General features: G+C 62.7%; 23 protein-coding genes. 12 read left to right on the forward strand and 11 right to left on the reverse strand.

The features are described from left to right. Positions 1-335: 335 nt before the first annotated feature. From OJ996_RS02990 to OJ996_RS03015, 6 genes are all read left to right on the forward strand, one after another. The gene (locus OJ996_RS02990; RefSeq protein WP_264511002.1) at positions 336-1,568 is read left to right on the forward strand and encodes an LL-diaminopimelate aminotransferase; all 1,233 of its coding nucleotides are present in this window, start codon (positions 336-338) and stop codon (positions 1,566-1,568) included. 295 nt (positions 1,569-1,863) lie between these two features. Beyond that, positions 1,864-2,715 carry an urease accessory protein UreD gene (locus OJ996_RS02995; RefSeq protein WP_264511004.1) on the forward strand — a complete coding sequence of 284 codons (852 nt, stop codon included), beginning with the start codon at positions 1,864-1,866 and terminating at the stop codon, positions 2,713-2,715. 251 nt (positions 2,716-2,966) lie between these two features. Then, on the forward strand, positions 2,967-3,815 hold the full coding sequence (locus OJ996_RS03000) for a hypothetical protein (RefSeq protein ID WP_264511006.1): 849 nt from the start codon (positions 2,967-2,969) through the stop codon (positions 3,813-3,815). Positions 3,816-3,972: 157 nt separating this feature from the next. After that, on the forward strand, positions 3,973-5,244 hold the full coding sequence (urtA, locus tag OJ996_RS03005; RefSeq protein ID WP_264511008.1) for an urea ABC transporter substrate-binding protein: 1,272 nt from the start codon (positions 3,973-3,975) through the stop codon (positions 5,242-5,244). Between the two features lie 131 nt (positions 5,245-5,375). After that, positions 5,376-5,795, forward strand: coding sequence for a hypothetical protein (locus OJ996_RS03010; protein ID WP_264511010.1), 420 nt, complete (start codon positions 5,376-5,378; stop codon positions 5,793-5,795). A gap of 6 nt (positions 5,796-5,801) precedes the next feature. After that, positions 5,802-6,242: a DUF6210 family protein gene (locus OJ996_RS03015; RefSeq protein WP_264511012.1), complete on the forward strand. Its 441-nt coding sequence runs from the start codon at positions 5,802-5,804 to the stop codon at positions 6,240-6,242. Positions 6,243-6,249: 7 nt separating this feature from the next. On the opposite strand, the gene tdh is transcribed toward OJ996_RS03015, so the two are convergent. The 10 genes from tdh to rdgB all read right to left on the reverse strand — a co-directional run bounded on the left by tdh (position 6,250) and on the right by rdgB (position 14,327). Beyond that, a complete protein-coding gene (gene tdh / locus OJ996_RS03020; RefSeq protein WP_264511015.1) occupies positions 6,250-7,278 on the reverse strand; it encodes an L-threonine 3-dehydrogenase in 1,029 nt (342 codons plus the stop codon). A 78-nt stretch (positions 7,279-7,356) separates the two neighbouring features. Next, complete coding sequence (locus OJ996_RS03025) at positions 7,357-8,415, reverse strand: acyltransferase family protein (RefSeq protein WP_264511017.1); 1,059 nt, start codon at positions 8,413-8,415, stop codon at positions 7,357-7,359. Between the two features lie 17 nt (positions 8,416-8,432). Next, positions 8,433-8,951: an NlpC/P60 family protein gene (locus OJ996_RS03030; protein WP_264511020.1), complete on the reverse strand. Its 519-nt coding sequence runs from the start codon at positions 8,949-8,951 to the stop codon at positions 8,433-8,435. 103 nt (positions 8,952-9,054) lie between these two features. Next, complete coding sequence (locus OJ996_RS03035; RefSeq protein WP_264511022.1) at positions 9,055-9,636, reverse strand: hypothetical protein; 582 nt, start codon at positions 9,634-9,636, stop codon at positions 9,055-9,057. Next, positions 9,633-10,049 carry a hypothetical protein gene (locus OJ996_RS03040; protein ID WP_264511024.1) on the reverse strand — a complete coding sequence of 139 codons (417 nt, stop codon included), beginning with the start codon at positions 10,047-10,049 and terminating at the stop codon, positions 9,633-9,635. Before OJ996_RS03040 ends, OJ996_RS03035 begins: the two co-directional genes overlap by 4 nt. Continuing rightward, positions 10,046-11,725, reverse strand: coding sequence for a DUF3592 domain-containing protein (locus OJ996_RS03045; protein WP_264511026.1), 1,680 nt, complete (start codon positions 11,723-11,725; stop codon positions 10,046-10,048). Before OJ996_RS03045 ends, OJ996_RS03040 begins: the two co-directional genes overlap by 4 nt. 55 nt (positions 11,726-11,780) lie before the next feature. Further along, entirely contained in the window at positions 11,781-12,404 is a 624-nt protein-coding gene (locus OJ996_RS03050) for a DUF3592 domain-containing protein (RefSeq protein WP_264511028.1), read from the reverse strand. After that, positions 12,319-12,849, reverse strand: coding sequence for a hypothetical protein (locus OJ996_RS03055; protein ID WP_264511030.1), 531 nt, complete (start codon positions 12,847-12,849; stop codon positions 12,319-12,321). Before OJ996_RS03055 ends, OJ996_RS03050 begins: the two co-directional genes overlap by 86 nt. A gap of 141 nt (positions 12,850-12,990) precedes the next feature. Continuing rightward, positions 12,991-13,677 (reverse strand): DUF3592 domain-containing protein, encoded by a 687-nt coding sequence (locus tag OJ996_RS03060; protein WP_264511031.1) that lies wholly within the window; start codon positions 13,675-13,677, stop codon positions 12,991-12,993. A gap of 53 nt (positions 13,678-13,730) precedes the next feature. Continuing rightward, positions 13,731-14,327, reverse strand: coding sequence for an RdgB/HAM1 family non-canonical purine NTP pyrophosphatase (rdgB, locus tag OJ996_RS03065; protein ID WP_264511033.1), 597 nt, complete (start codon positions 14,325-14,327; stop codon positions 13,731-13,733). An 80-nt stretch (positions 14,328-14,407) separates the two neighbouring features. Between rdgB and OJ996_RS03070 the strand changes: the two genes are divergently transcribed. Further along, positions 14,408-14,863: a thioredoxin family protein gene (locus tag OJ996_RS03070; protein WP_264511036.1), complete on the forward strand. Its 456-nt coding sequence runs from the start codon at positions 14,408-14,410 to the stop codon at positions 14,861-14,863. A 108-nt stretch (positions 14,864-14,971) separates the two neighbouring features. Continuing rightward, the gene (locus OJ996_RS03075; RefSeq protein WP_264511038.1) at positions 14,972-15,427 is read left to right on the forward strand and encodes a thioredoxin family protein; all 456 of its coding nucleotides are present in this window, start codon (positions 14,972-14,974) and stop codon (positions 15,425-15,427) included. Here the strand turns inward: OJ996_RS03075 and OJ996_RS03080 are convergent, their stop codons facing one another. After that, on the reverse strand, positions 15,428-15,892 hold the full coding sequence (locus OJ996_RS03080) for a 6,7-dimethyl-8-ribityllumazine synthase (RefSeq protein ID WP_264511040.1): 465 nt from the start codon (positions 15,890-15,892) through the stop codon (positions 15,428-15,430). It lies immediately after the preceding gene. 139 nt (positions 15,893-16,031) lie between these two features. On the opposite strand from OJ996_RS03080, the gene leuS reads away from it, so the two are divergent. Genes leuS through OJ996_RS03100 form a run of 4 tightly spaced genes read left to right on the forward strand, consistent with a single transcriptional unit; the run spans position 16,032 to position 25,735 of the window. Next, positions 16,032-18,767, forward strand: a complete 2,736-nt coding sequence (leuS, locus tag OJ996_RS03085) for a leucine--tRNA ligase (protein WP_264511042.1) — start codon at positions 16,032-16,034, stop codon at positions 18,765-18,767. Positions 18,768-18,774: 7 nt separating this feature from the next. After that, entirely contained in the window at positions 18,775-22,152 is a 3,378-nt protein-coding gene (locus OJ996_RS03090; protein WP_264511044.1) for a DEAD/DEAH box helicase, read from the forward strand. Positions 22,153-22,189: 37 nt separating this feature from the next. After that, positions 22,190-23,716, forward strand: coding sequence for a family 43 glycosylhydrolase (locus tag OJ996_RS03095; RefSeq protein ID WP_264511046.1), 1,527 nt, complete (start codon positions 22,190-22,192; stop codon positions 23,714-23,716). Between the two features lie 57 nt (positions 23,717-23,773). Then, the gene (locus OJ996_RS03100) at positions 23,774-25,735 is read left to right on the forward strand and encodes a 3' terminal RNA ribose 2'-O-methyltransferase Hen1 (RefSeq protein WP_264511049.1); all 1,962 of its coding nucleotides are present in this window, start codon (positions 23,774-23,776) and stop codon (positions 25,733-25,735) included. Position 25,736 lies beyond the last annotated feature (1 nt).

The following is a 25,736-nucleotide window of genomic DNA, read 5'->3' on the forward strand; positions in this document are numbered from 1 at the left end:
GCGGGGATTGAGAAAGGAGAAGAACTGGAATGGGTACTGGAGGACCGGAACACGTTCGTGTTGAGACGGGTCAAACCGGCGAAGTCGGTGCTGAAAAAGCCGAAGGCTTAACCTGACGCGCATGCCCAAAGGGGCTTTTGAGGGGCGTCGGACGTGGTGGTGGTGGAACCTGCGAGCTCCTCGCGCTCTGCAGGGCACCGATGTCCTTGCGATGTGACCAAGGGTTGCGTCGCGATGCTTCTTGCCTTGGGCTGTCTCCTTGTCGCTTCTTTGGGACTTTGGAGGTGAGCTTGGCCTTGCTCCGATGGCGGGGGGGATCTACACCTCGCGGCGAAATGGCCTCGATCAACTCGAACTTCCTGAAGCTCAAAGCCGGTTATCTGTTCCCCGAAATCGCACGACGGGTGAAAGCATTCTCGGATGCGAATCCGGACAAGGCGTCGCGGATCATCCGCTGCGGCATCGGCGATGTGACGGAGCCGCTGCCGGGAGCAGTACGCGCCGCGATGCACGAGGCGATTGATGAGATGGGCGTGCGCGAGACCTTCAAGGGCTACGGTCCGGAGCAGGGTTACGAGTTCCTACGCCAGGCGATCGTGGACAACGAGTTCGCCGGCTTGGGCATTTCCGCGGACGAGGTCTTCATCTCGGATGGCTCGAAGTGCGACACGGGCAACATCCTGGACATCTTTGGCAAGGGCAACGTGATCGCGATCACGGATCCGGTTTATCCGGTGTATGTGGACACCAACGTGATGGCCGGCAACACCGGTGATTCCGACGAGAAGGGTGCCTATGCCGGTCTGGTGTATCTGCCCTGCAATGCCGAGAACGGCTTCGTGGCGGATCTGCCGAAGGAGCGCGTGGATCTGGTCTACCTCTGCTTCCCGAATAATCCGACCGGTGCCGTGGCGACCCGCGCGCAGCTCGAGGCCTGGGTGAAGTATGCGAAGGAGAACGACACGATCATCTTCTTCGATGCGGCCTATCAGGCTTTCGTGCAGGACGCTTCGATTCCGAAGTCGATCTTCGAGATTGAAGGAGCGAAGGACGTGGCGATCGAGTTCCGCTCCTTCTCCAAGAACGGTGGCTTCACCGGCGTGCGCTGCGCCTACATCGTGATCCCGAAGACGGTCACGGGCAAAGACGACCAAGGCAATCGCGTGCCGCTGCACCAGCTCTGGAGCCGCCGCCACAGCACGAAGTTCAACGGGGCCAGCTACCCGGTGCAGAAGGGTGCCGCGGCGGTCTTCTCCGAGCAGGGCAAGGCCGAGGTGAAGGCGCTGATCGAGCACTACATGGGCAATGCCAAGCTGCTGATCGAAGCCGTGAAGGCGGCGGGGCTGCCGGTCTTCGGCGGTGAGAATGCTCCCTATGTCTGGGTCGGCTGCCCGGCGGGTCTCGGCTCTTGGGACATGTTCGACAAGATGCTGAACGAAGCGCAGGTGGTGATCACCCCGGGCGCGGGTTTCGGTGCGGCAGGCGAGGGTTGGTTCCGTATTTCGGCCTTCAACTCGCGTGCGAACGTGGAAGAGGTCTGCAAGCGTCTGGCCGCGCTGCTGGCTTGAAGCCGCCAAGGACTTGTTCTTGAAGAGCAATTCACCTGAGGCTTCGGGCGAATTGATCACGGATTATACGGATGTGACGGATTGCACGGATGAGGAGGTGTTGGCCTCGTAAGAAGAGATTTCCATCGGAGATCCTTCATATGCTGTCTTTGAATTCGACTAATCCTTTGAACCTGTATGATGCGTGACAGATGCGAACGGTCCGGCTGCTGGTAGCCAGACCGGCAAGTCCGCATCGCATCCTTTGTTCATGCCATTCCCCGCCTGACTTTTCGGAGAAAGGTCCCTGCCTAAGATGAACCCGGAACCGCGCAGCGAAGGAGTTTCCGGCATGGCTATCCGCGGGCATCTCGACCTGCGTTGCGAGCGCAGAGCGGATGGCACGACTTACATTTCGCGGCAGTCCTTCCGGGCGCCGATTCACCTGAGCAAGCCGCACCAGGAGTCCGGTGCGCTGGTGGTGCATCTGGTGAATCCCACGGCAGGATTCTTCGACGGGGACCGGCTGGACCTGCGGGTGGAAGCCGGGGCCGGGAGCTCGGTGGTGCTGAGCACGCCGGGAGCCTCGCGGGTCTATCGGGCGCGGGGTAGCGAAGCGGCGATTTGTTCGCAGCAACTGACGGTGGAAGAAGGTGCTTTCTTGGAATGGATTCCGGAGCCCTTCATCCCGCAGGCGGGTGCGAAGTATCACCAGCGGACGAGTATCGATCTCGCGCCGGGAGCAGGGCTTTTGTTCTTCGAGTGGATCGCGCCCGGGCGGGTGGCGCGGGGTGAGGTGTTCGAGTATGAGAGCCTGCGTTGGGAGCTGGATCTGCGGGTGGGCGAGCGATTGCTGGCGCGAGAGCGCTATACGCTGGATCCCGCGACCCAGAGTTTGGCGGCCTTGAAGCAGCGCTTTCCGGAGTCGCACTATCTCACGGTCTATACCTCGGGCATCCTGGGAACGGCTTGGCCGGGAGAGCGCTTGGATGAGTTGAATGGTGAGAAGGTTTACCTAGGCCATGGTCCGCTGGAGGAAGGAGTGGCGGTGATCCGGGCGGTGTGTGCGGATAGTCTGGCAGCGAGGGAGCTCTTGGGCGTGCTGCGGCGAGTGCTCCATGAGGCGGCTGGACGGGCCGTGCCAAGATTGGGCCGATTGAATTTGTGAGGGGTTGACCGATTCCGGGGGTTTTGCGGGTGGAATCAGCAAAGGACTCGTTTGAATCAGAATTCATTTTTAGGCACGGTACATGCCAAATGATGTCTATTTCTGGATATCCATGAATGCACATCATGGAGAGGGCTGTTAGGTGGGATTCGGTTTCCTGTCATACACGGGCCATGGGTCAAACCCTTGGCCATCCGAATGCTCGGTGCCCTTCTGCGGGCAAGCCTCCCGTCAGAACCATACCGACAACCATGAAGACACCTGTGAAAGCCTCCATCCTCAAGACCGCCCTCGTGGCGAGCATTCTCGGAACCGCCGTCTCCCTCGCCGGAGATCCCGTGACTACCACGACGGCACCGGCTCCGACGATCACCGAGGAAGAGAGCAACTTCTCCGGCACCCTGAGCTTGGATGTGAATTCGCACTTCGTTTCCTACGGCTTCGACGTGTGGGGCGACGGCAACGACCTGGAAGGCCCGACCTTCAACCCGGCGATCGAGCTGACCTGGGGTCTGCCTGCGAACTTCTCGCTGATCCTCGGCACTTGGTGGGATGTGAACGGCAAGGTGCCTTCCGCGATCGGCGGCAAGCTGCAGGAAATCGACGTGTGGGCCGGCCTCGGCTACAAGGTGGGCGACCTGAGCGTGACCGCTCTCTATCAGAACTGGATCTACGGCAGCGCCAACGAGCAGATCGTGGACCTCAAGTTCGCCTACGACACCTTCCTGAGCCCCTCGCTCACGATCCACAATCGCGTGGATCCCGGTGCCTCCGGCGGTAGCAACGGCACCATCGTGGTGGCCGGCGTGTCGCACTCCATCGATGCCGGTCCGGTCTCGATCGCCTTCCCGCTGAACATCGCCTACTTCGTGGACGATGACTTCCACCCGGCCAGCACGGACAGCGGCTTCGGCTACGGCTCGATCGGCATCAATGCCACGCTGCCGCTGACCTTCCTCGGCGATAGCGCCGGCGAGTGGAACGTGCACGGCGGCTTCACCTACTACGTCACCGACAGCGACGTGGTCGCGAACTCCGATGCAGGCCGTCCGGACAACGACTTCCTGACCGCCAACATCGGCATCGGCTGCGCCTTCTAAGGCGTTTCCCCCTTCCTTGGTATCAATCGGTTGCTGCGGAGAGGTCCGTTCCGGAAGCCCCTTCGGGAACGGGCCTTTTCGCCGCTCCGGTGGTCCCTTTCTTTCCCCCCACCATCTCCAAGCAATCGCTACCTAACCCAACTTTGTCCCCAATTTTATGAACCGTTCCGCTTTCCAACGCCTGCTGGCCCTGGCAGCGCTTTCCACCACCCTTGCCGCGACACCCGCCAGCGCCGAAGAGACCGTGAAGGTCGGCGTGCTCCACTCCCTTAGCGGCACCATGGCGATCAGCGAAACCTCGCTGCGCGACGTGCTGCTCTACACCTTCGACGAGATCAACGCCAACGGTGGCGTGATGGGTAAGAAGATCGAACCCGTGGTGGTGGACGGTGCCTCGAACTGGCCGCTCTTCGCCGAGAAGGCCAAGCAACTGCTGGAAGAAGACAAGGTGGCCGTGACCTTCGGCTGCTGGACTTCGGTTTCCCGCAAGTCGGTTCTGCCGGTCTTTGAAGAGAAGAAGGGCCTGCTCTTCTACCCGGTGCAATACGAGGGCGAGGAGATGTCCCCAAACATCATGTACACCGCGGAGGCGGTGAACCAGCAGGCGACTCCCGCCGTGGACTACATGCTGGCGGAAGGTAAGAAGAAGTTCTACCTGCTGGGCTCCGACTACGTGTACCCGCAGACGACGAACCTGGTGCTGCTGGAGTACCTGCGCAGCAAGGGTGTGCCGCTGGAGAACATCGGCGGTGGCTTCCGCAAGGAAGGCGACGAGATCGTTTCCGCGGGCAAGTATACTCCCTTCGGTCACACCGATTACCAGCAGATCGTCTCCGAGATCAAACAGTTCGCCGCCGGTGGTGGGGCCTGCGTGATCAACACGCTGAACGGCGATACCAACGTGCCTTTCTTCAAGGAGTATGCCGCGGCCGGCCTGACTGCCGAGACCTGCCCGGTGGTGAGCTTCTCGATCTCCGAGGACGAGTTCCGCGGTCTGCCGGCCAAGCAGCTCGTGGGTCAGCTCGGCTGCTGGACCTACTTCCAATCGATCCGCACTCCCGCCAACAAGAAGTTCGTTGATGGCTTCCAAGCTTGGCTGAAGAAGACCGACACCCCGGGGATCGTGAAGGAAGGCCGCGTGACCTGCTCGCCGATGGTGCTCAGCTACGACGGTGTCTACCTCTGGAAGAAGGCCGTGGAGCAAGCCAAGTCCTTCGACGTGGACAAGGTGGTGGCCGAGCTTGAGAAGGGCATTTCCTTCGATGGCCCCGGCGGCACCGTAACCAGCCAGAAGAACCACCACGTGACGAAGAACGTCTACATCGGCGAGACCCGTGCGGACGGCCAGTTCAAGATCCTGAAGGAGTTCAAGGGCGTCGTAGGCGAGCCCTTCCTGAAAGGCACCTTCAAGGCCTCCGCCGCCAAGTAACAAGAATCATCCTGCCCCCCAAGGATTCGTGCCAACCCCTGCCCGGTGCATACGGGCAGGGGTTTTTCCGTTGCGCGTGGTGATTCGCGATTCGGGTTGAGGCGGGCGGGACGGCTTGGCAGGCTGGGCGCATGTCAGTGCTTGCCGATATCTACGTCTCCACGCCGGAGAACGCCCTCGCCTATGACGGGAGCAAGGAGTTCCCCGAGAGCGAACGGGCGGAGCTCACGGGATTCACCTACATCGAGTTCTCCACGCTGTGGGCGATCGTGGAGGGGAAGCCGTGGGAGGAGGGTCACATGGACGCCTTCGAGAGCGTGATGGAGGACGAGAAGGGGGAGAAGATGATCTTCCGCTTTCCGGACAGCTTCGTGGAGCTGACCGTGAAGCTGGGCGATGCGGCGATCGAATCCGCGGCAGAAGAATGGGCGGAGACGGACGAGCTGGAATGCGATCCGGAAGATCTGCGGCCGGTGATCGAAGAGCTGGTGCGCGTGGCGAAGGTGGCGAAGGAGAGCGGGCGCGGGCTTTATCTTTGGAACAGCGTGTGAGGTCCCATGAAGCCCAAAGTTCGCCTCTATAATCATGACGGCCTTGGCTTGATCATCGATTTCCCAAGCGGAGTGATCTATTCCAACCAAGCCGGTGGCCATGCCTGCTTGCAGCCGGAGATGGAAGGGATATTCGTTCCGCTCTCCAATGATGATTGGCCGATCTCTCCGACCGATGAGCTGGTGGCCTACTTCACCGGCGTCAAGCACCAAGGCTCAGGGGCCAGCAGCGGGATCGACGAAGAAGATGCCGCTTTCATCGAGGGGATTCTCTGCAAGCACCGCCCGAATGGTGTTATTAAAGTCGATCGGACAAAACTGCGGGAATCCTATGAAGCATGGATCCATGTCGGGGTGCTCGATGATGGATCGGGCTCAAACGAGGAATTTCCGGGTTTCGGTCCCTACCCCCGCTCTGCCGTGCTGACGTGGCCGAACTCGGACTGAGCGGCGGTCAAGCTTCCCAATCCAGCACGACCTTGCCGGACTGGCCGGACATCATGGTCTCGAAGCCTTTCTTGAAGTCGGCGATCGGGAAGCGGTGGGTGATGACGGGCGAGATATCGAGTCCCGCGCGGATCATGCTGCTCATCTTGTACCAGGTCTCGAACATCTCGCGGCCGTAGATGCCTTTCAGGACGAGGCCCTTGAAGATGACCTTGTCCCAATCGATGGCGACCTTGTCCGGGAAGATGCCGAGGAGGGAAACCTTCGCGCCGTTCGAGGTGTGGTTGAGGATGTCATTCAGGCCGGAGGGGTGGCCGGACATTTCGAGTCCGACGTCGAAGCCTTCCTTCATGCCGAGGGATTTCATGGCATCGCCCAAGGACTCTTCCGCGACGTTCACGGTGCGGGTGGCGCCGAGCTTCTTGGCGAGTTCGAGGCGCCAGGGATTCACATCGGTGACGACGACATGGCGGGCACCGGCGAAGCGGCAGACCGCGGCGGCCATGCAGCCGATGGGGCCGGCACCGGTGATGAGGACGTCTTCCGCGACGAGGTCCCAGGAAAGTGCGGTGTGGACGGCGTTGCCGAGGGGGTCGAAGCAGGAGATCACTTCCTCGGGGATCGAGGGATCGACCTTGTAGACGTTGCGGTAGGGGATGGAGAGGTATTCAGCGAAGGCACCGGGGCGATTTACGCCGACGCCCAAGGTTTCCGGGCAGAGGTGGCGGCGGCCGGCGAGGCAGTTGCGGCAGCGGCCGCAGACGATGTGGCCTTCTCCGGAAACGAGTTCACCGGGGACGATATCGGTCACGCCGGAGCCGACGGACTCGACCACGCCGCAGAACTCGTGGCCCACGTGCATGGGCACCGGGATGGTGCGCTGGGCCCAGGCGTCCCACTTCCAGATGTGCACGTCGGTGCCGCAGATCGAGGTCTTCTTGATCTTGATGAGCACGTCCATGGGCCCGACTTCGGGCATGGGGACGTCCATCATTTCGAGTCCGGGGCCGGCAGTGGCTTTGACGAGCGCTTTCATGGGAACGGGGTGCCGCGGCGAATGCTCCACGACCGGAAAGGCGGGGCTAGGGAATTGTCGTTTGCCCGGAAAAAGTGACTAGGCCGCACGCTTTTGGGGCCGGAATCGGTCCAAAGGCGATTCGAGGTAGCGCCAGCAGAGCCAGGCCGCGCCCCATGAGGCGAGGAAGAAGCAGAGGAGCTGCAGGGCGGTGGGGAGATTCCACATCCAGATCCACGGCAGCACGAAACCGAGGAAGAGCGGCATGGGGGTGTGGAAGAGGTAGAAGCCGTAGCTGAGGCGTCCGACGTGCTGGATGAAGGGGAGATCGAGAAGCTTGCCCAAGGGGCCGCGGAAGCCCGCGAGGGTGACGGAGATGAGGCCGGCGAAGACGACCGAGACGAGGGTCTGCTGGAAGTGGCGGATGCCCGGGAGGGGATGCCCGATGCGGTCGAAGTGGTAGAGGACCAAGTAGGGGACGAGAGCGATCCACGAGGCGATGGTGAGGCGGCGGTCGCCGGGCTTCATGCCGTTCTCGATGGCGAGGGCGAGGAGGGCTCCCGCGCCGAAGTAATCGAAGGCGCTTGTGGTGATGGCGCCGGGGCGGAGGATCTCCGGGAAGAAGTTCACGAGGATCGCGCGGGAAAGCGGAGCGACCAAGGCGGTGGCGACCAGCACCTTGGCCATGTGCTTGCGCGGAGCGGCGTAGATGGGGAGGGGCCAGAGCAGGTAGAACTGCACTTGGATGGCGAGGGTCCAGTAGTGGGCGGTGCCGGAGGGGAAGTCCGTCAGCCGCGACATGTGGAAATTCACCGTGTAGGTGAGGTAGTAGAGCAGGTGGGCGCGGATATCCGGCGCGGCGACGAGCCAGGCGAAGAGCATGGCGACGTAGGCGGGGAGGAGGATGCGGATGGCGCGGCGGCTGAGGAAGTCCTTGTAGGCGGGGCCGCGCCAAGCGGTGGAGGAGGATTCGCCCTTGGCCTGATCGCGAAGGAGGCCGCGGGTGATCAGGAAGCCGCTGAAGGTGAGGAAGAAGTAGAGGCCGATCTCAAAAGGAAAAGGCCCGCGCCATGAGGCGGGGGCCCAGTGTTGCCACATCACGCCGAAGACGGCGATCGCTCGCCAGCCATCGAGCTGGGTGTTTCGGGAAGTGGCCAATCAGACTCGCGGGAGAATCAGAGACCGGAGGGGTGGCGCATGACGTGGCCGGCACCGGCACGGGTCTGTGGCTTCCAGCGGGGGCCGCTGCGACCGCCGGGGCCGCCGGTATCGAGGCGCAGGCCGGCGACGGTCATGAAGACGTGGCCATTGCGGACGTAGACGGTGATCCAGTCACCCTCGCCCTTGTTGCCGTAGCTGAAGTAGCCCTTGCTGGGCATGGAGCCCTTCATGAGGCCGGACTCGCGGAGAACGTAGGAGACGGTGCCGGAGCAATCGTAGCCGCTGTCGAGGTGCTTGGCGTGGCCACCGCCCCACTTGTAGGGCTTGTTCTGGAGGCGATTGCCGGCGGCGATGGCGCGCTTCACGGCCATCGGGGCGTTCCTCGGGGCGTAGGCGAGACCGTCTTTCAGCATGGCGGTACGGCCGCTCTTGAAGCTGTAGGAAACGGGGTGTTTGGCCTTCACTTGGCGCGAGCAGGAGCTCAGGCCGGAGGCCAAGAGCAGCAGCGGGAGCAGGAGTAAAAGTCGTTTCACGGTGCGGACTTTAAAGATTTCTTAAATTTTTACAAAATGTTTCTTCCTCCCTCCAAAAACCGGGGGATAGCACCCCAGAGGGGTGCCGAATGAGAAGAGGCGGCTAGGCTTCCGAAAGCTGCGCGTAGTAGTCCAGCCAGAGTTCGCGGAGGTTGCCGCGGTGGTTTCCAAGCTTCTGATGGAGAGAGGCTTGGAGGTGGGATGCAAATTGCGGTGCGGCGCGGCGGAGCAGGGTTTCGGCGAGCCGGAGGTCCGGTTGGAGGCGGATCAGCACTGGCCAAGGGCCGGGCTGGTGGCGGGCGAGGAGGACGCCTGCGGCGGCCCGGGAGGCACGGCGGAGTTCGCGGCGCTGGAGCCAAGGGAGGTGGCAGTCACCATCGACGAGGAGGATTCTGCCGGTGCAGGTGCAGGTGCGGAGGATCTCGCGGTCGGAGGCATCGAGGCGATTGCGCTCGAGGTTGAAGAAGAGGCGGGCGGTGGGGCGTCCGGCGGCTTCGAGGCGCAGGCCCCACGCTTGGAGCAGCGAGGTCTTCCCCGAGCCCTTGTGGCCGGTGATGGCGGCGCGCTGGCCGTGTTGCAGCCATAGGGTATCGAGATTCTCCCAGGTCGTGCCGATCAGGGCGGGATCGAAGGCGAGGACCTTCTCCAGCCGTGAGGGGGCGAAGGGGTTGTCGCGAGCGATCATCGGTTCATGCCGAAATATTTCTTGAGGCCGCTGCCCATCTTGCCTTCCGAGCGGGGCGACTGGACGGCGGAGAGCACGGTGGCCTGGCCTCCGGGTCCCATGACGAACTCCTCCACGGCCAGCGAGCCCTCTTTCTTGTCCACGAGTTCGATGCCCCAGACGATACTGATCAAGCGGCCATCGACGGACCACGGGTTACCGGGGAGGTCGAAAGAGAAAGCGCGTTCGCCACTGGCGGTTTTCCCGAGATCCATGGTGGAGACGGCCTGCGCTTCCTCGGTGCCGCGGCCGCGGGTGAACCAGAAGAGGCGGAGTTCAAGGGACTTCGGGGCCTCATCAAGACGCCAGCGGACCGAGCCGCTGACCGTGGCAAAGGGAGTGTAGGCGCGCGTGGCGAGAGTGATCGAGTTCATGGCAGTTCCTCCTTTCTCGGGAAGCTTACGGTGATCTCACGCTCCGCCTTCACATCGGGCAGGCGGGGAATCTCCGCGCGCAGGCAGAGGAACCACCTGATCCGATTGTGGCTGCCAGCGAAGCTGGGCACGGCATCGGCCGGGATGAGGATAGTGGCGTGGCCGGTGTCCATCGCCTGCGGGGTGCGGGTCTCGAAGATGACCTGTTCGTGGAAGACGAGCTTCGCGGTCGAGGTGTTGGTGCCATTGCGGTAGGTGGCCTCCTCCCGCCCGACGAGGAGCAGGCAGAAGGATGCCGGCTGGCCGCGGCCTCCGCCGCGCCGCCAGCGCAGGGTGTGGCTGCTGCCGCGTGCGAGTTCGGCTTCGTTCATCTGGAGTTCATAGACCGGGCCGAAGAGGGCGATGAACATGTAGATGGTGAGCGCGATCATCCCGAGGCCGACGAGGATGAAGGGGATGAGGAAGAGGGTGAAGAAGCTGCCCTTGGTATCGAAGAAGCCGAAGGTGATGAAGCCGTTCCAGAAGAGCGTGAAGATCAGGATGAAGATGAAGCCCGCGAGAGGCACCGTGCGGAAACGGGTCCACTCGCCCGCGACCATGGCGGGATTCCCGATCTCTCGCACGGCAAGGCCCGGGCGCGCCTCCGAGCGGACCGCGGGTTTCCTACCCTTCCGGAAACACCAGATGAGCCCGCCAAGACCCACAGCCATGAAGGGGAGGGGGAAGAGCGCGAAGAGAGCCCACCAGCCGGGATTGCGATTGATCACCGCGCGCCAAGGGTTCTGCGGATCGACGAAGACGGTAATCTTCGTGCCCGGCGGATTGGCATTCACCACCTCCACCTTGCCCTTGCGACCGGAAGAGCTGCCGCCGATGAGATCATAACGATTCGAGCGATACTCGTGGCCACCGACCTCGTAGCGGTAGAGCAGGTCCACGGCGTAAGTGGTGCTATCGTCACCACGGCTTTCCCGGACACGGCCGCGGACAACCTCCGCGCTGGTTTCCTGCCAGCCGCGCATGTCGAGCCACTCCAGGAATTTCGGAACGATCAGGCCGCCGAAAATGCCGAGACCCGCAAGGCCGAAGATAAGGAAGAAAACGAGACCAAGGGCAGGGGGCGCCTCCGTGGTGGTGGGGTAGGAGACAACGCGCTCCTTCCGGCTGCTGAAGAGGATGGCCAAGCCGATCAGCACGAAGAGTCCGCCGACACCGGAGAAGATCAGACCGAAGATCAACTGGCCATGGCTGCCCTGCGGATGGAGGTAGGACTCGGCGGGATTCTCCGGATTCACCCGACACTCCGCGCTGGCACCGGCAGGAGAGGGGCGGCGGCCCTCCGGTCCTTGGAGGAAGGGCTCACGGATCTCGGCGAGTTCCTGATAGGCCTTGCTGCTCTTCTGATCGGTCCAGAGCTTGGTGCCGGTGTAGCTCTGGCCACCGTAGTCGTAGCGATAGGCAAGATCGGCACGGAAACCGCCCTCGGCGCCATCGGCATCCACGATTTCGAAGCGATCGATGGTGCAGGGGACCGGCTGCCATGAGCCGGCGCGGAAGCTCTCCCGGATCTGCCAGACGCCGACGATGAGGAAGATCGAGCTGAAGAGCGTCCAGAAGAGGCCGAAGCCAATCAATCCGCAGCCCTTGCCCGGAACCGTGGTGCCAGATCTTGTCACAGTGGGGTTCTAGCAGACGGGAGAGTTATGTGTCGCTGGAAATCCTGCGGGTCGGCTACCAGCGTCCGCGGGAGCGATCCCGCATGGAGCGGCGGCGACCAGGATTGTGCGGGACCGCGGGACGCTGCGCGAGCCTGCGTCGTTTCCGGATCAGCAAGAGGCAGCCGACCGGTAAGCCGAGGAAGGCGATGCCTAACAGAAGGGTGAAAAGCAGCTCCATGTCGTCGCCTTGCTTGACGAAGGATCGCCAAGGGGCGGCAGGATCGTAAAGAAGCGTGAGCTGGCTGCCGGGCGGGTGCTGCTCTGAGGCCAGAGTGGCTTGCGAGCCGGTGAAGGCGGAGGGATCGGGCGAGTAGCAATTCGAGCGATACTCGCGACCGCCGACTTCATAGCGGTAGAAGATATCGGGCACGGTGGGCGGCCTGCGGCTGCCTTCCATGCGGACGGTGCGGCTCCAGATCACGGTGCCGGGCGACTCCCGCCAAGCGATGGTTTTGGCTGACTCGCGGAAGGAGTGGAGAGCGACGCCAAGGAGAGCCAGACCCGCAGTGGCAAAGAAGAGCAGGACCGCCTCGATGAGCCAGTGGACGATCCTATCGGAGTTCCTGCGAAACCCGATGATCAGCAGGCAGACCCCGATGAAGAGGAAGAAGCCGAAGGCAAGGGCGAAGGGGAGCAAGGTGGCCCACGGTGCCGGGGGCCGGGCGAGGGCGGCTTGCGAAGGATCGGAGGGATTGACGAAACAAACTGCGGCAGTGCCGGGAGGGATGGTGACGGCCGTGCTGGCCACGGCATTGATGAGGGGCTCGCGGAACTTCGGCCAAGCTGCGGTAATCGCGATCGCCCTGTTTGGCGGGCCAGAGCCTGGTGCCGGTGTGGCGGATGCCATCGAACTGGTAGTGGAAGAGGAGGTCGGCAGTGAAGGCAGGAGTCGTCCCGCGATCCGCCACGATCTCGAAGCGCTCGATGATGCAGGGGGTGCTGCGCCAGAACTGCCCCGTGAGGGTGCTCCAAGCCTCCTTGAAAGATAGGCCGAAGATGATGAGGACGAGGGCACAGAAGCCGATGCCGACGAAGCGCACGTGGCGGTGATTCCGGGTTCCGTCTTCCGTGGGTGCGGACATGGGGTGGATCTAGCAGATCGGGAAATCTCCGCCGCTGTAAATCGGGAGGTGGATTCCAATGCTGACTTTGTTGTTGAGCCGCGAGAAAGCGCAGACAGGCGCAAAAGTTAGAGGCAAGAAGAGCCTTGAGATGTCAGAGCCTTAGGAGCGGGCTCGCCTGAGGTTTCTCTGGTGGTCTTTGAGGGCGCGGCGCAGGCGCCTACGGTGTCGCTTGAGCAATGCCCAAGAACCGCCCATGCCGAAGGCGAGGCAGGGTAGTGCCAGTAGCAGCGGAAGGGACTCGCGTCCGACGATGGCCATTACCAGCAAACCGAGACCTGCCGTGCCGAACATCTGGACGAAGATGACCGGGATGACGCCCTTGGCGAAGCCGCGGTTCCGGAGTCGCACCAAGGATGGCTTCTCGAAGATCATGGCCAAGCCGATCGCGGTGAAGAAGCATGCGAAAACCGCGAAAGCGAGGCCGCCCCAAATGTTCCGGGGATCTTCTTTCACCAAGCAGGCCTGCTCCGGTTTGCGGGGATTGACGTGGCACTCGGAGTTCGTGTTTGAGGCGAAGGTATGGCGGATCTCGGAGAGGCTTCCGTAACTTGCTTTGGTCTGCTTCCCTCTCCACAAGCGATGGCTGGTGTAGCTCCGGCCCGCGAATTCGTAGCGGAAAGCGAGATCGGGAACGAAGTGCGCGTCCGTGTCCGGCTTGGCGGCGATCTCGAAGCGTTCGATAATGCAAGGGATCTTCTGCCAGCCACCGCCGGTGATCCCGCTCCACATCGCCCCGAGCCCCGCTCCTACAAGGACCAAACCGAGTGCGGTCCAAATGATGCCCATGGCCAGGACGGGCCCGTTCCTGTGCCCCGGGAACATCGTGCGTAGTTTCCGGGTTATTCCTCGGATTCCAGCCATGCGACGACTTGGGCTAGGGTGCGGCCGCGGTGGCTGAGGGCGTTCTTCACTTCCGGGCCGAGTTCGGCGAAGCTGCGGTCGTGGCCTTCCGGGGCGAAGAGCGGGTCGTAACCGAAACCGCCGGCTCCGAAAGGGGCATCGAGGATGCGGCCCTCCACGGTGCCGCTGAAATCGGCGAGGACTTGGCCATTCTCGGCGAGGACCATGGTGCAGCGGAAGCGGGCGCTGCGCTCGGTTTGTCCCTCCAGCTCGCGCATCAGGCGGGCATTGTTCTTGGCGTGATTTCCATCCTCGCCGCCGAAGCTGCTGGACCAGACGCCGGGAGCTCCGCGAAGGGCATCGACCTCCAGGCCGGAATCGTCCGAGAGTACCAAACCCGTCACCTCCCGGCTGATGGCCTGGGCCTTGAGGGTGGCGTTTTCGAGGAAGGTGGTGCCGGTTTCCTCGACGCTCGGGAGATTGGGGAAATCATTGGCATCAAGCACCATGTAGCGGGTGCCGATCATCTCGCGGATCTCCTGCGTCTTGTGGGCATTGCGGGTGGCGATGACGAGGACAGGAAGATCGGCGGACATGACCATGGGGTAGCTGGCCGGGTGCTGACGGCCAAGAATTTTGAAATAATCCGGTACCGTGCTACGCCTATAGGCAAGTCATGAAAGCCATCACGCACCTCGCCTTTTTCGCCGTCGGCTCCGCTCTCGTGGGGTCCGCCTTTGCCAAGACGCCGGAAGGCTGGAGCACTGATCTGGAGAAGGCTCTGGAGCAGGCGAAGAAGGAAAAGAAGTCGGTGTTGGTGGAATTCACGGGATCGGACTGGTGCGCACCGTGCATCGCGGTGAAGAAGGCGGTGCTGTCCAAGAAGGAATTCACGGACAAGGCCTCCGAGAAATTCATCCTAGTGGAACTGGATTTCCCGAAGAGCGATGAGGCGCTGGCCAAGAAGAACGAGCCGATCCGCGAGAAGTACGAGGTGGAGGGGTTTCCGACCGTGCTGCTGCTGACTCCGGAAGGGAAGCAGTTCTCCACCTTCAATCCGGCGGGCTTCATGAAGGTGGATGCCTTCCTGGCGCATCTGGATGCGGAGCTGGAAAAGAAGGAGCTCGACTGAACGTTTTCTAGAGCGGTGCTGTTCATGGCAGCCCGGCCCCGTCCGGCGATGTGCCGGGCGGGGTTTTTCCTTGGAATATCAGCCGGTTTCGGAGCGTCCTAATGGGCGATGAAAACGATTCTCCGTTCCCTTGCCGTTGTCGCCGCCAGCATGTCCTTCGCCTTCGCCGGGAGCGAGGGGTGGATGACCGATTGGGAAGCGGCGAAGGCCAAGTCGAAGGCAGAGGGCAAGCCGATCCTGATCAACATCACCGGCTCCGACTGGTGCGGCTGGTGCATCAAGCTGGAGAAGACGGTGTTCCAGAAGCCGGAGTTCAAGGAATTCGCGGCGAAAAACGTGATCCTGATGGAAGTGGATCTGCCGAAGAAGAAGGAGCTGAGCCCCGAGCTGAAGAAGCAGAACGAGGCGCTGAAGAAGGAGTACCTGATGGGCGGATTCCCGACGGTGCTGCTGCTGGACGCGGAGGGTAAGAAAATCTCCGGCGACCTGGGCGAGCTGGAAGGCGGCACCGAGGGCTACATTAAGACGATCGGCGAGCTGGTGGCGAAAGCGAAGGCGAAGTGATCAGGACTTCGCGAAGGGCCCGGTAGAGAAGGGTCCCGAATCGGCGCTGATGGTATTCAGCGCCGATAGCATTTTCAGGCAGGCCTTGCCGACTTCGCCGCCTTTGACGACGAGGTGGTCGCGGAAGTAGGCGAGGCGCTCCTCGCTTTCGTCGAAGTGCTGCGGGGTGAGCACGCAGGAGAAGATGGGGACGCCGGTATCGAGCTGGACGCGCATCATGCCGGAGATGACGGCATCGGCGACGAACTCGTGTCGGTAGATGCCGCCATCGACGATGAGGCCGAAGGCGATGATGGCATCGTACTTGCCGCTGCGGGCGAGGGTCTGGGCGAAGAGCGGGATCTCGAGGGCGCCGGGGACGGTGAACTCGGCGGTGCCGTGGCCGGCGAGCGCGTTCTTGCAGGAGCCGCTGGCCCCGGCGAGGAGATCGACGTGCCATGAGGCGGAGATCAGCGCGATGTTCATGAGGGGAGGGAAGGACGGGGGAGGGTGAGTGTCAATGGTCTGCTCGCGAGCCGCGGCGGAGGGGTTTTCCTTTTCAAATCTAGGGAGTTCGGCGAAGTTCCGCGCCCCGCCGGTGGCGGGAGTATCCTGAAATCGAACCATGTCCGACCGACGCAAGTCCTTCCCCTTCGACGTTTTCGAGCCCGCTTGGCAGGCGCGCTGGGACGCGGAGAAGACCTTCCGCACCCCGAACCCGGGTGATGCGGACTTCGATGCCACGAAGCCGAAGTTCTACGTACTAGACATGTTCCCCTATCCCTCCGGCTCGGGCCTGCATGTGGGCCACCCGGAAGGATACACCGCCACGGACATCATGGGCCGGGCGAAGCGCCGCCAGGGATTCAACGTGCTGCACCCGATGGGCTGGGATTCCTTCGGCCTGCCGGCGGAGCAGTATGCGATCAAGACCGGGCAGCACCCGGCGATCACGACGACGGCGAACATCGCGACCTTCAAGCGGCAGTTGAAGTCGCTGGGTTTCGGCTACGATTGGGACCGCGAGATCGCGACGACCGATCCGGGCTACGTGCGCTGGACGCAGTGGATCTTCCTGCAACTGTATTCGTCGTACTTCGATGAAGAGGCGGGGAAGGCGGAGCCGGTGGCGGAGCTGGAGGCGAAGGGCTGGACGCGCGAGCAGATCGATGCGGTGCGCCTGGCCTTCGTGCACGAAGCGCCGGTGAACTGGTCGCCGGACCTGGGCACGGTGCTGGCGAACGAGGAGGTCGAGGAGTGGCGCAGCAAGGGCCACATCGTCGAGCGGCGTCCGCTGCGCCAGTGGATGCTGCGGATCACGAAGTATGCGCAGCGCCTGATCGACGAGCTGGACCCGCTGGATTGGCCGGAAGGGATCAAGCTGCTGCAGAAGAACTGGATCGGCCGCAGCGAAGGGGCCGAGGTGGATTTCAAGCTGGAGGGTCACACGGTGACGGTCTTCACGACACGTCCGGACACCTTGTTCGGTGCGACCTACATGGTGCTGGCACCGGAGCATCCGTATGTGAGCGAGATCACGACGGCGGAACAGAAGGATGCGGTGGAGGCCTATGTGAAGGCCTGTGCTTCCAAGTCCGATCTGGAGCGCGGCGACATGAACAAGGACAAGACCGGTGTCTTCACCGGGGCGCATGCGATCAATCCGGTGAACGGCGAGCAGATCCCGGTGTGGATCGCCGATTACGTGATGATGGGCTACGGCACGGGCGCGATCATGGCGGTGCCGGCGCACGACGAGCGGGACTTCGAGTTCGCGAAGAAATTCGAGCTGCCGATCGTGCAAGTCGTTCAACCGAACGGCGATCAGGACTGGCAGGGCTACACCGACCCGGGCACGGCGGTGAATTCCGGTTTCTTGGACGGGCTGCCGACCGCTGAAGCGAAGGCAAAGATCATCGATTGGCTGGAGTCCGGATCGAAGGGCAAGCGCCGCGTGCAGTTCAAGCTGCGCGACTGGCTGTTCTCCCGTCAGCGCTATTGGGGTGAGCCCTTCCCACTGACCTGGAAGGATGGCAATCACTACGCCGTCGCCGATGCCGAGCTGCCGTTGCTGGCTCCGCCGCTGGAAGACTACAAGCCGAGCGGTTCGCCCGAGCCGCTGCTGAGCAAGGCGCGCGAATGGGTGGAGCTGCCGGATGGCTCGATCCGCGAGACGAACACGATGCCGCAGTGGGCGGGATCCTGCTGGTACTATCTGCGCTACTGCGATCCGGCGAATGCCGGGCGCTTCATTTCGAAGGAAGCGGAGTCCTACTGGGGTGGCGACGGTTCGCAGCCCGGAATGGTGGACCTCTACGTGGGTGGTACGGAGCACGCCGTACTTCACCTGCTGTATGCGCGCTTCTGGCACAAGGTGCTTTTCGACCTGGGCCATGTGAAGACCAACGAACCTTTCCAAAAGCTGGTGAACCAGGGCCTGATCCTGGGCGAGATGGAATTCCTTGGATTCAAGGATTCCAGCGGCACCTGGATCAGCTTCAAGGATGTCACAGAGCAGGACGGCACCTTCACCCACCAAAAGACCGGGGAAGCCCTCCAGAAGGTCGCGATGGATGCTGGCGACGTGCAGAAGGACAGCGAGAACTTCGTTCTGAAGGGCGATCCTTCGATCCGCGTCCGCGCCAAGGCGGAGAAGATGTCGAAGTCCCGCGGCAACGTGGTGAACCCGGATGACGTGGTGCGCGAGTATGGCGCGGATTCGCTGCGTCTCTACGAGATGTTCATGGGCCCGCTGGAACAGGTGAAGCCATGGAGCATGAAGGGCGTGGAAGGCGTGTCGCGCTTCCTGGCCCGCGTGTGGCGTGTCGCCTTCGAGGAAGATCAAGCCGGTGAATGGCAGCGCTCCGCGAAGATCCAGGACGTGCCCTGCACGGACAAGGCGCTGCTGAAGGTGGTGCACGAGACCGTGAAGAAGGTGACGGATGACATCGCGAAGATGTCCTTCAACACCGCGATCTCGCAGATGATGGTGTGCACGAATGCCTTCACTTCCGCGGAGGTGGTGCCGCTGAACGAATTCCGCCTGCTGCTGCACGTGCTGAATCCTTTCGCCCCGCACCTGACGGAAGAAATCTATTCCCGTCTCGGCGGCAGCGGCATGCTGGCCGATGAAGCCTGGCCGAAGCATGACGAAGCCGCACTGGTGACAGACGAGATCGAGCTGGTGGTGCAGGTGAACGGCAAGCTGCGCGACAAGATCACGGTGGCCAAGGATGCCGATCAAGCGACGGTGGAAGCCGCCGCGCTGGCCTCCGCCAAGGTGAAGGAGCAGACCGACGGCAAGACGGTCCGCAAGGTCATCGTGGTGCCCGGACGTCTGGTGAATATCGTGGCGAACTGACCCGGTCATGGAAGATGCCCTAGCCGCTATCTCCGCGCGGCCCGCTCTGTATGAGTGGATCGCGACGGAGGGCTGGGGCAGCCGCTTGGACCGGGTGACCAAGCTGCGCGGAAGGGACTATGCGAACGAGCGCAGCATCCGCAATGTCGAGTGGATCGAGATTGAGGGTGCGGGCGAGCTGATCGTGACGGCCGCGGTGCAGGGAACGCGGCGGAAGCCCTATGAGACTTCCGTAATCTTCCGGGAGTCGCGGGGGCAGTGGGCGGTGGAGAGCGAGTGCACCTGCCCGGTGGGAGCCTACTGCAAGCACGGTGCGGCTTTGCTGCAACTCCTTCAAGAGAGGCTCATCGATGTGTCGGCGGGAGTTGAGCTGGTGCCTGTGACGGTTCTGGATGTGCCTTTGGACGAATGGCTCAAAGGCCTGGAGAATGCGGCGCGGAATCCGGACGGCAAGGAGCTGGAGCGGGTTTCCGCGGAGACGCGTTTCCTTGCTTACTGCATCGAGCGAGCGGCGGAGAAGGAGTCGCATGAATTCGAGTTGATTCTGCGGGTGGGTAACCGGTTGAAGGACGGGACGGTCCGGATTCTGGGCGGGCAGGCGAGTGCCGATCCCACGAAGCCGGCGCGCTACATGGCGCGGGAAGACCTGCTGTTGGTCACGCTCTACCGGCAGCGGCATCATCGCTATCATGCGTGGAGCGAGATGCCGCTGGAGGGGGCGGGTTGGGATGATTTGTTAGAGGGATGCTTGAAGGCGGGACGACTTTATTTCGGCACGCCCGGGAGCGACCACCGTGGCTCGTCCGCGTATCGGCCGCTGGTGGCGGGAGATCCGTTGGAGGTTGGGATCGAATGGGAGATCCAGCAGGATGGCGGGGCGAAGCCGGTGCTGCGCGGGATCGATCCGGAGCTTTCATTGCTGCCCACGGTGCCGCCGCGGTATCTGGATCCGGAGCGTGGAGTTATCGGGTTGTTGCAAGGCGCGGTGCCCGGGCCGGTCCTGTCCGCCTGGCTGGGCGGGCCGGTGATTCCCGGTGAGAATGTGGCGGAAGTCGCGACGAGGCTCGGCGCGATGCCTTCGCTCAAGTTGCCGGTGCCGATGGCGTTGGAGACGGTGCAGCGGGCAGCGGTGTCGCCGCGACCGCACCTGCGGGTGCAGCGACATGTGTTTGCGGACGCGTGGCAGCGGATCGAAGTGATTCTTGGCGAGTTGACTTTCACCTATGGGGATAGTCCCCGGCTGCATCCGCTGGAGCCGGGCGATCCGCGGCAGCATATCGCTGTGGTAGACGGCCAGCGGATCATCTGGCCGAGGGATCCGCAGACGGAGCGGTCTGCGGAAGGGCGTCTGGCTTCGGTGGGGCTGGTGCCCGCGATGCGATCGATCCCGAAGAAGCTGCTGGATGCGAAGACGCGGCATTCGGTGGTAGCGGCGCGGCCTTTCCCGACACACGAGGCGGCGTGGATCGAGATACTAGATCACCCGTATTTGGACGAGTTGCGCGAGGAGGGATGGGTGATCGAGGTGGATCCCAGGTCCGGGGTGAAGTCGCGGCAGGTGGTGGAGTTCCTGCCGCAGATCGAGGCGGAATCGGATCACGGGATCGATTGGTTCCGTTTCGATGTCTCCTACGAGCTCGATGGCAAGCGCTTCAGTTTGATCCCGGTGATTGCCGAGGCGATTGCGAAGGGGCTGCCGGTGGAGGGCGCATCCGGATTTATCTCCGTTCGCTCGGAGGATCCGGCGCAGGGGTTCATCCGCTTCCCGGCGAAGCAGTTGATGGAGATCGTGGAGCAGGTGAGGCACTTGTTTCACGGGAAGACAGGAAAGGGTCCACTGCGTTTGGATCGTTTGGAGGCGGCGGCGCTGGCCTACAGCCTGGAGATTGATAGCTCGGATACCTCCCGCGCGCTGTCGCGTCTGGGCCGGAATCTGCGGGAGATCGGGGGGCTGCCGGAGCTGGCCATACCTGGGACTGTGAAGGCGGAGCTGCGGCCGTATCAGCAGCAGGGTTTCCGCTGGTTGCAGTTTCTAACAGAGCATGGTCTCAATGGCATTCTGGCCGATGACATGGGTCTGGGGAAGACGCTGCAGACGCTGGCGCATCTGGCGGCGGAGCATGCGAAGGCTCCGGGCAGGCCCTCGCTGGTGATCGCGCCGACCTCGGTGGTGACGAACTGGGCGGCGGAGGCGGCGAAGTTCGTGCCGGAGATGCCGGTCGTGATGCTGCATGGTCCGCAGCGGCGCGAGGCCTTCGAGCGGATTCCGGAGGCGGCGGTGGTCTTCACTTCCTATCCGCTGCTGAGCCGGGATTTCGATCTGCTGGAGCAGCAGGAGTGGCATCTGGTGGTGCTGGATGAGGCGCAGCACATCAAGAACCCGAAGGCGGCGGTGGCGATCCATGCCTGCAAGCTGAAGTCGGCGCACCGGCTGTGCTTGTCCGGCACGCCGATGGAGAATCATCTGGGCGAGCTGTGGAGCCTAATGCGCTTCCTGATGCCCGGGTATCTCGGGGATGAGAAGAGTTTCAACACGAGGGTGCGTAAGCCGATCGAGCGCGAGCGTTCGCAGGATGCGCAGGCGGCGCTGAAGAAGAGAGTGGGCCCGCTGATCCTGCGACGGACGAAGGATGAGGTGGCGAAAGAGCTGCCCGAGAAGACTGAAATCATCCACGGCATCGAGCTGAGCCAGAAACAGACCGATCTCTATGAGACGGTGCGGGCCTCGATGGACAAGCGGGTGCGCGAGGCGATCGAGGGGAAGGGGCTGGCGAAGTCGCACATCATCGTGCTGGATGCGCTGCTCAAGCTGCGGCAGATCTGCTGCCATCCGCAGCTACTGAAGATGCCTGCTGCGCAGAAAGTAGTGGAGTCGGGCAAGCTGGAGTATCTGAAGGAGGAATTGTTGCCAACCCTGCTGGAAGATGGGCGCCGGATCCTGATTTTCTCGCAGTTCACCTCGATGCTCGGGCTGATCCAGGAGCATTTGCAGCAAGAGGGTATCCGTCACTTGAAGCTGACCGGACAGACCAAGGATCGCGCCGCGATGGTGAAGGAATTCCAGAGCGGGGAGGTGCCGGTGTTTCTCATCTCACTGAAGGCGGGAGGCACGGGGCTGAATCTCACTGCAGCGGACACGGTGATCCACTACGATCCCTGGTGGAACCCTGCAGCGGAGAATCAGGCGACCGATCGTGCCCACCGGATCGGGCAGATGATGCCGGTGTTCGTTCACAAGCTGGTGTGCCGCGGGACCATCGAGGAACGGATTCTTGATCTGCAGAAGCACAAAGCGGCGCTGGTCGAGGCGCTGCTCTCGGAAGACACGTCGAAGCTGAAGATCGATGCGGAAACACTTTCGCATCTGCTGGAACCACTTGGCTGAGGCTTGCCCTGAGGGATCTGCTGTCGCAGGTTCGGGCATGCTCCTGCGTGTCACTGCACTCTTGATCGCGTCTACCGGCCTCGTGGCCGCAGCTCCCGCGCTGCCCTTCAAGGCCGACTTCTCACGCTTCGAATCGAGCGATTGGAAGGCCCATGGCGGCCAGTGGTCGGTGGAGAACGGGGAGCTGCGCGTGAGCGGAGGCGAGGGGCCGAAAGCGGTGATTTCAGGACTGCAAGGGGGAGACTTCCAATTGGATGTGGAGCTGCGGGCCGATAGCGAGCAGGCGCAGGCCGGCGTGATTTTCCGTGCGGATGATCTGGGCGAGGGTGTGGATGCCTACCGCGGCTACTTCGTGGGCCTGAATGCGAACGAGAAGCTGGCGCTGTGGGGTGCGGTGGATCCGAAGTGGCGGCCGGTGGCGGTGCGGCCTTTTCAGGTGAATCCGAAGCAGTGGTATCACCTGCGGCTCCAAGTCGCGGGGAGCAATGCGAAGATCTTCATCGATGATGAAGCGATCGGCGATGATGCGTGGCCGGTCTTCGATGGGATCGATGCGGCGTTCGCGAAAGGCGGCTTCGCCCTGCGGGCGCTCGGTGGTGCGGCATCCTTCCGGAATCTGCAGATCACGGCGTATCGCGCGCCGAGTTTTGCGAAGAGCTATGTGAATCCGGTGCAGGCGGGTTGCGCGGATCCGGTGGTAATGAAGAAGGATGGGAAGTACTACGCCTATACGACCTACAGCCCCGACTTCCCGCGGATGCCGCGTGGCATCCGCCTGTATACCTCCGCCGATCTTGTCGACTGGAAGGACGAGGGCTTCGTGCTGAAGAACGAGGATAGCTGGGGCGAGTCGCGGTTCTGGGCTCCGGACATCGTGGAGAAAGACGGCACCTACTATCTCTATTATGCGGCCGACGAGCGGATGTGCGTGGCGACGTCCAAGTCGCCGATGGGTCCATTCAAGCAGGAGAAGGAAGAGCCGATGCTGCCGGCCAGCATCCGCATCGACGGGCACATCTTCGAGGATGACGACGGGCAACGCTACTTCTACTACGTGACCTTCGGCGACGGGAATGAGATCTGGGGCGGCAAGCTGAACGACGACATGAAGAGTGTGGATGCCAGCACACTGAAGCTGATGGTGAAGCCCGACCTGCCATGGGAACAACACCAGGCGAAGGTGACGGAGGGCGCGGAAATCCTGAAGCACAAGGGCACTTACTACCTGACCTACTCCGGCAGCCATTTCGAGAACCCGAACTACGCGGTGGGCTACGCCACCTCGAATAGTCCGCTGGGTCCGTGGAAGAAGAATGAGCAGAACCCGGTGATGAAATCGACGGAGTATGCCCATGGCACCGCTCACCATTGCTTCACGGAGTCGCCGGACGGGAAGGAGATCTTCATCGTTTATCACCGTCACCGCGACTTGAGCAACACGGAGCCGCGGGCGCTCTCGATTGATCGGGTGCGCTTTGTGCCGGATCCCGCCGGTGGTCCGGATCTGCTACAGATCCATGGTCCTACCTCTTCCCCGCAGCCGCTGCCTTCGGGCGCGCGATAGGCAGCAGGCCCTTGAGGCTTGCCCTCGCCCGCCGGATGGCTGCTAGATAGCAGCAAGGTGCTTCTCTCCATTACCAACCGTAGCGTATCCGCCACGGACCTCGGCCATCTGCTGCACAAGCACCCGGCCCGGTGTCACGAGGTGGAGCTGGCGTTCGGCAAGGCCACGGTCTTCTACCCGGTGGCGGATGAGACGGCGTGTACGGCAGTGCTGATGGTGGATGTGGACCCGATCGACATGGTCCGGTCCGCCGGAGCGCGGCAGGGTGGCTGGGCGCTCGGGCAGTATGTGAACGACCGGCCCTATGCGTCGTCGTCGTTCCTGTCCGTGGCGATCTCCCGTGTCTATGGCACGGCGCTGAACGGCCGCTGCACGAAGCGCCCGGAGCTGGTGGAGCAGCCGCTGGATCTGGAGGTGATGCTGCCCGTCGTCCCGGCGGGTGATGGTGTGATCCTGCCCAAGCTCTTCGAGCCGCTGGGCTATGAGGTCGAGACGCAGCGCCTTGTGCTTGATCCGGCGTTCCCGGCGTGGGGAGAGAGCCGCTACCATCATTTGACCCTGCGGACCAAGAAGCCGCTGCATGAGGTGCTGAAACATCTCTTCGTGATCATCGGGGCTCTGGACCGTGCGAAACACTACTGGGTGGGGCGCGACGAGATCGACAAGCTCCTGGCGAAGGGTGAAGGCTGGCTGAACGATCATCCGGAGAAGGATTGGATCGTGCGCCGCTATTTGAAGTATCAGGTGCGGCTTGCGCGTGAGGCGCTGGAACGGCTGGCACCTGAACCGGAGCCCGAGGAGGAGGGTGCAGACGAAGTCGCCGAAGCGGTGGAGGCCGCGAAGGAGCCCGAAGTCGAGAAGAGGCTTTCGCTGCACGATGTCCGGCTCAATCGCGTGGCAGAGTTGATCTCAGCGCTGAATGCGAGCTCGGTGATTGATCTGGGTTGCGGCGAGGGCAAGCTGCTGCGTCGTCTGCTGCACCAAACGAGGATTCCGAAGGTGGTGGGGATGGATGTTTCAAGCCGGGTGCTGGAGATCGCGCACGAGCGGATGGAGCGTATCCCGCCCTTCAAAAAGCAGGGCCGGGTGGAGATCTTTCTCGGCTCGCTGGTCTATCGCGACTCGCGTCTGAGAGGATATGATGTGGCGGCATTGGTCGAAGTCATCGAGCACCTCGACGCCGACCGATTGGATTCGCTGGAGGAAGTGGTCTTTGCTGCCGCCGCGCCGCGCACGGTCATCGTGACGACGCCGAACCGGGAGTACAACGTTCTCTTCGAGGGGATGAAGCCCGGGGCGATGCGGCATGCGGACCACCGCTTCGAATGGACGCGGGCTGAGTTCCAGGGATGGGCCGGCCGGGTGGCTGGCATGCACGGGTATGAGGTCGCCTTCGAGCCGCTGGGCGAGGAGCACGCGGAGCACGGGGCGCCGAGCCAGATGGCGGTGTTTACCCGGCAAGGCGGCGGCTCTCTAACACCCGCCCCTCGACAGGAAGAGAAGAAGCCCGCACAAGAACCCGCGAAGCCATTTAAGCGTGCCTTTTCCGAAGAGTTCTTCTCCCCTGAAGCATGGGTGCTCGTCCGCGAGCTTCCGCCGGCCGAAGCGGATGAGATCTGCCGCGCTCACCTCGGCGGGAGAGCCAGAGGTTTCTTCAGCCTGCCGGACGGACATTGGATCCTTGCAGCGCAGCAAACGCTGATCGGCCACTGGGCGGACGCCTACAACGCGGATGCTCCCGATGAGGTCTCCGCAATCTTGTCCGCCCTTCCCTGGCAGGGGGAGGACACCGTCTATTTCTTCACGGGCAGGTCGCTCGTGATCGAATCGACTTGGGTCGCGTTCGTGCGCCACTGGATGGACTTCCTCGCGGTAGAAGACGACGAGCCGATCGTGATGAACCTCCAGCGGCCTTGGGAAGCGCTGATATTCAATTCCGGCGGAGGGATCCGCCATCTCACCGGCAATCCACCCGCCGGCGCCGAGTCTTCTGGCCGCGAGCAATCTCCACATCCCTGAA

Source organism: Luteolibacter rhizosphaerae (genome assembly GCF_025950095.1).
Classification (GTDB): Bacteria; Verrucomicrobiota; Verrucomicrobiia; order Verrucomicrobiales; family Akkermansiaceae; genus Haloferula; species Haloferula rhizosphaerae.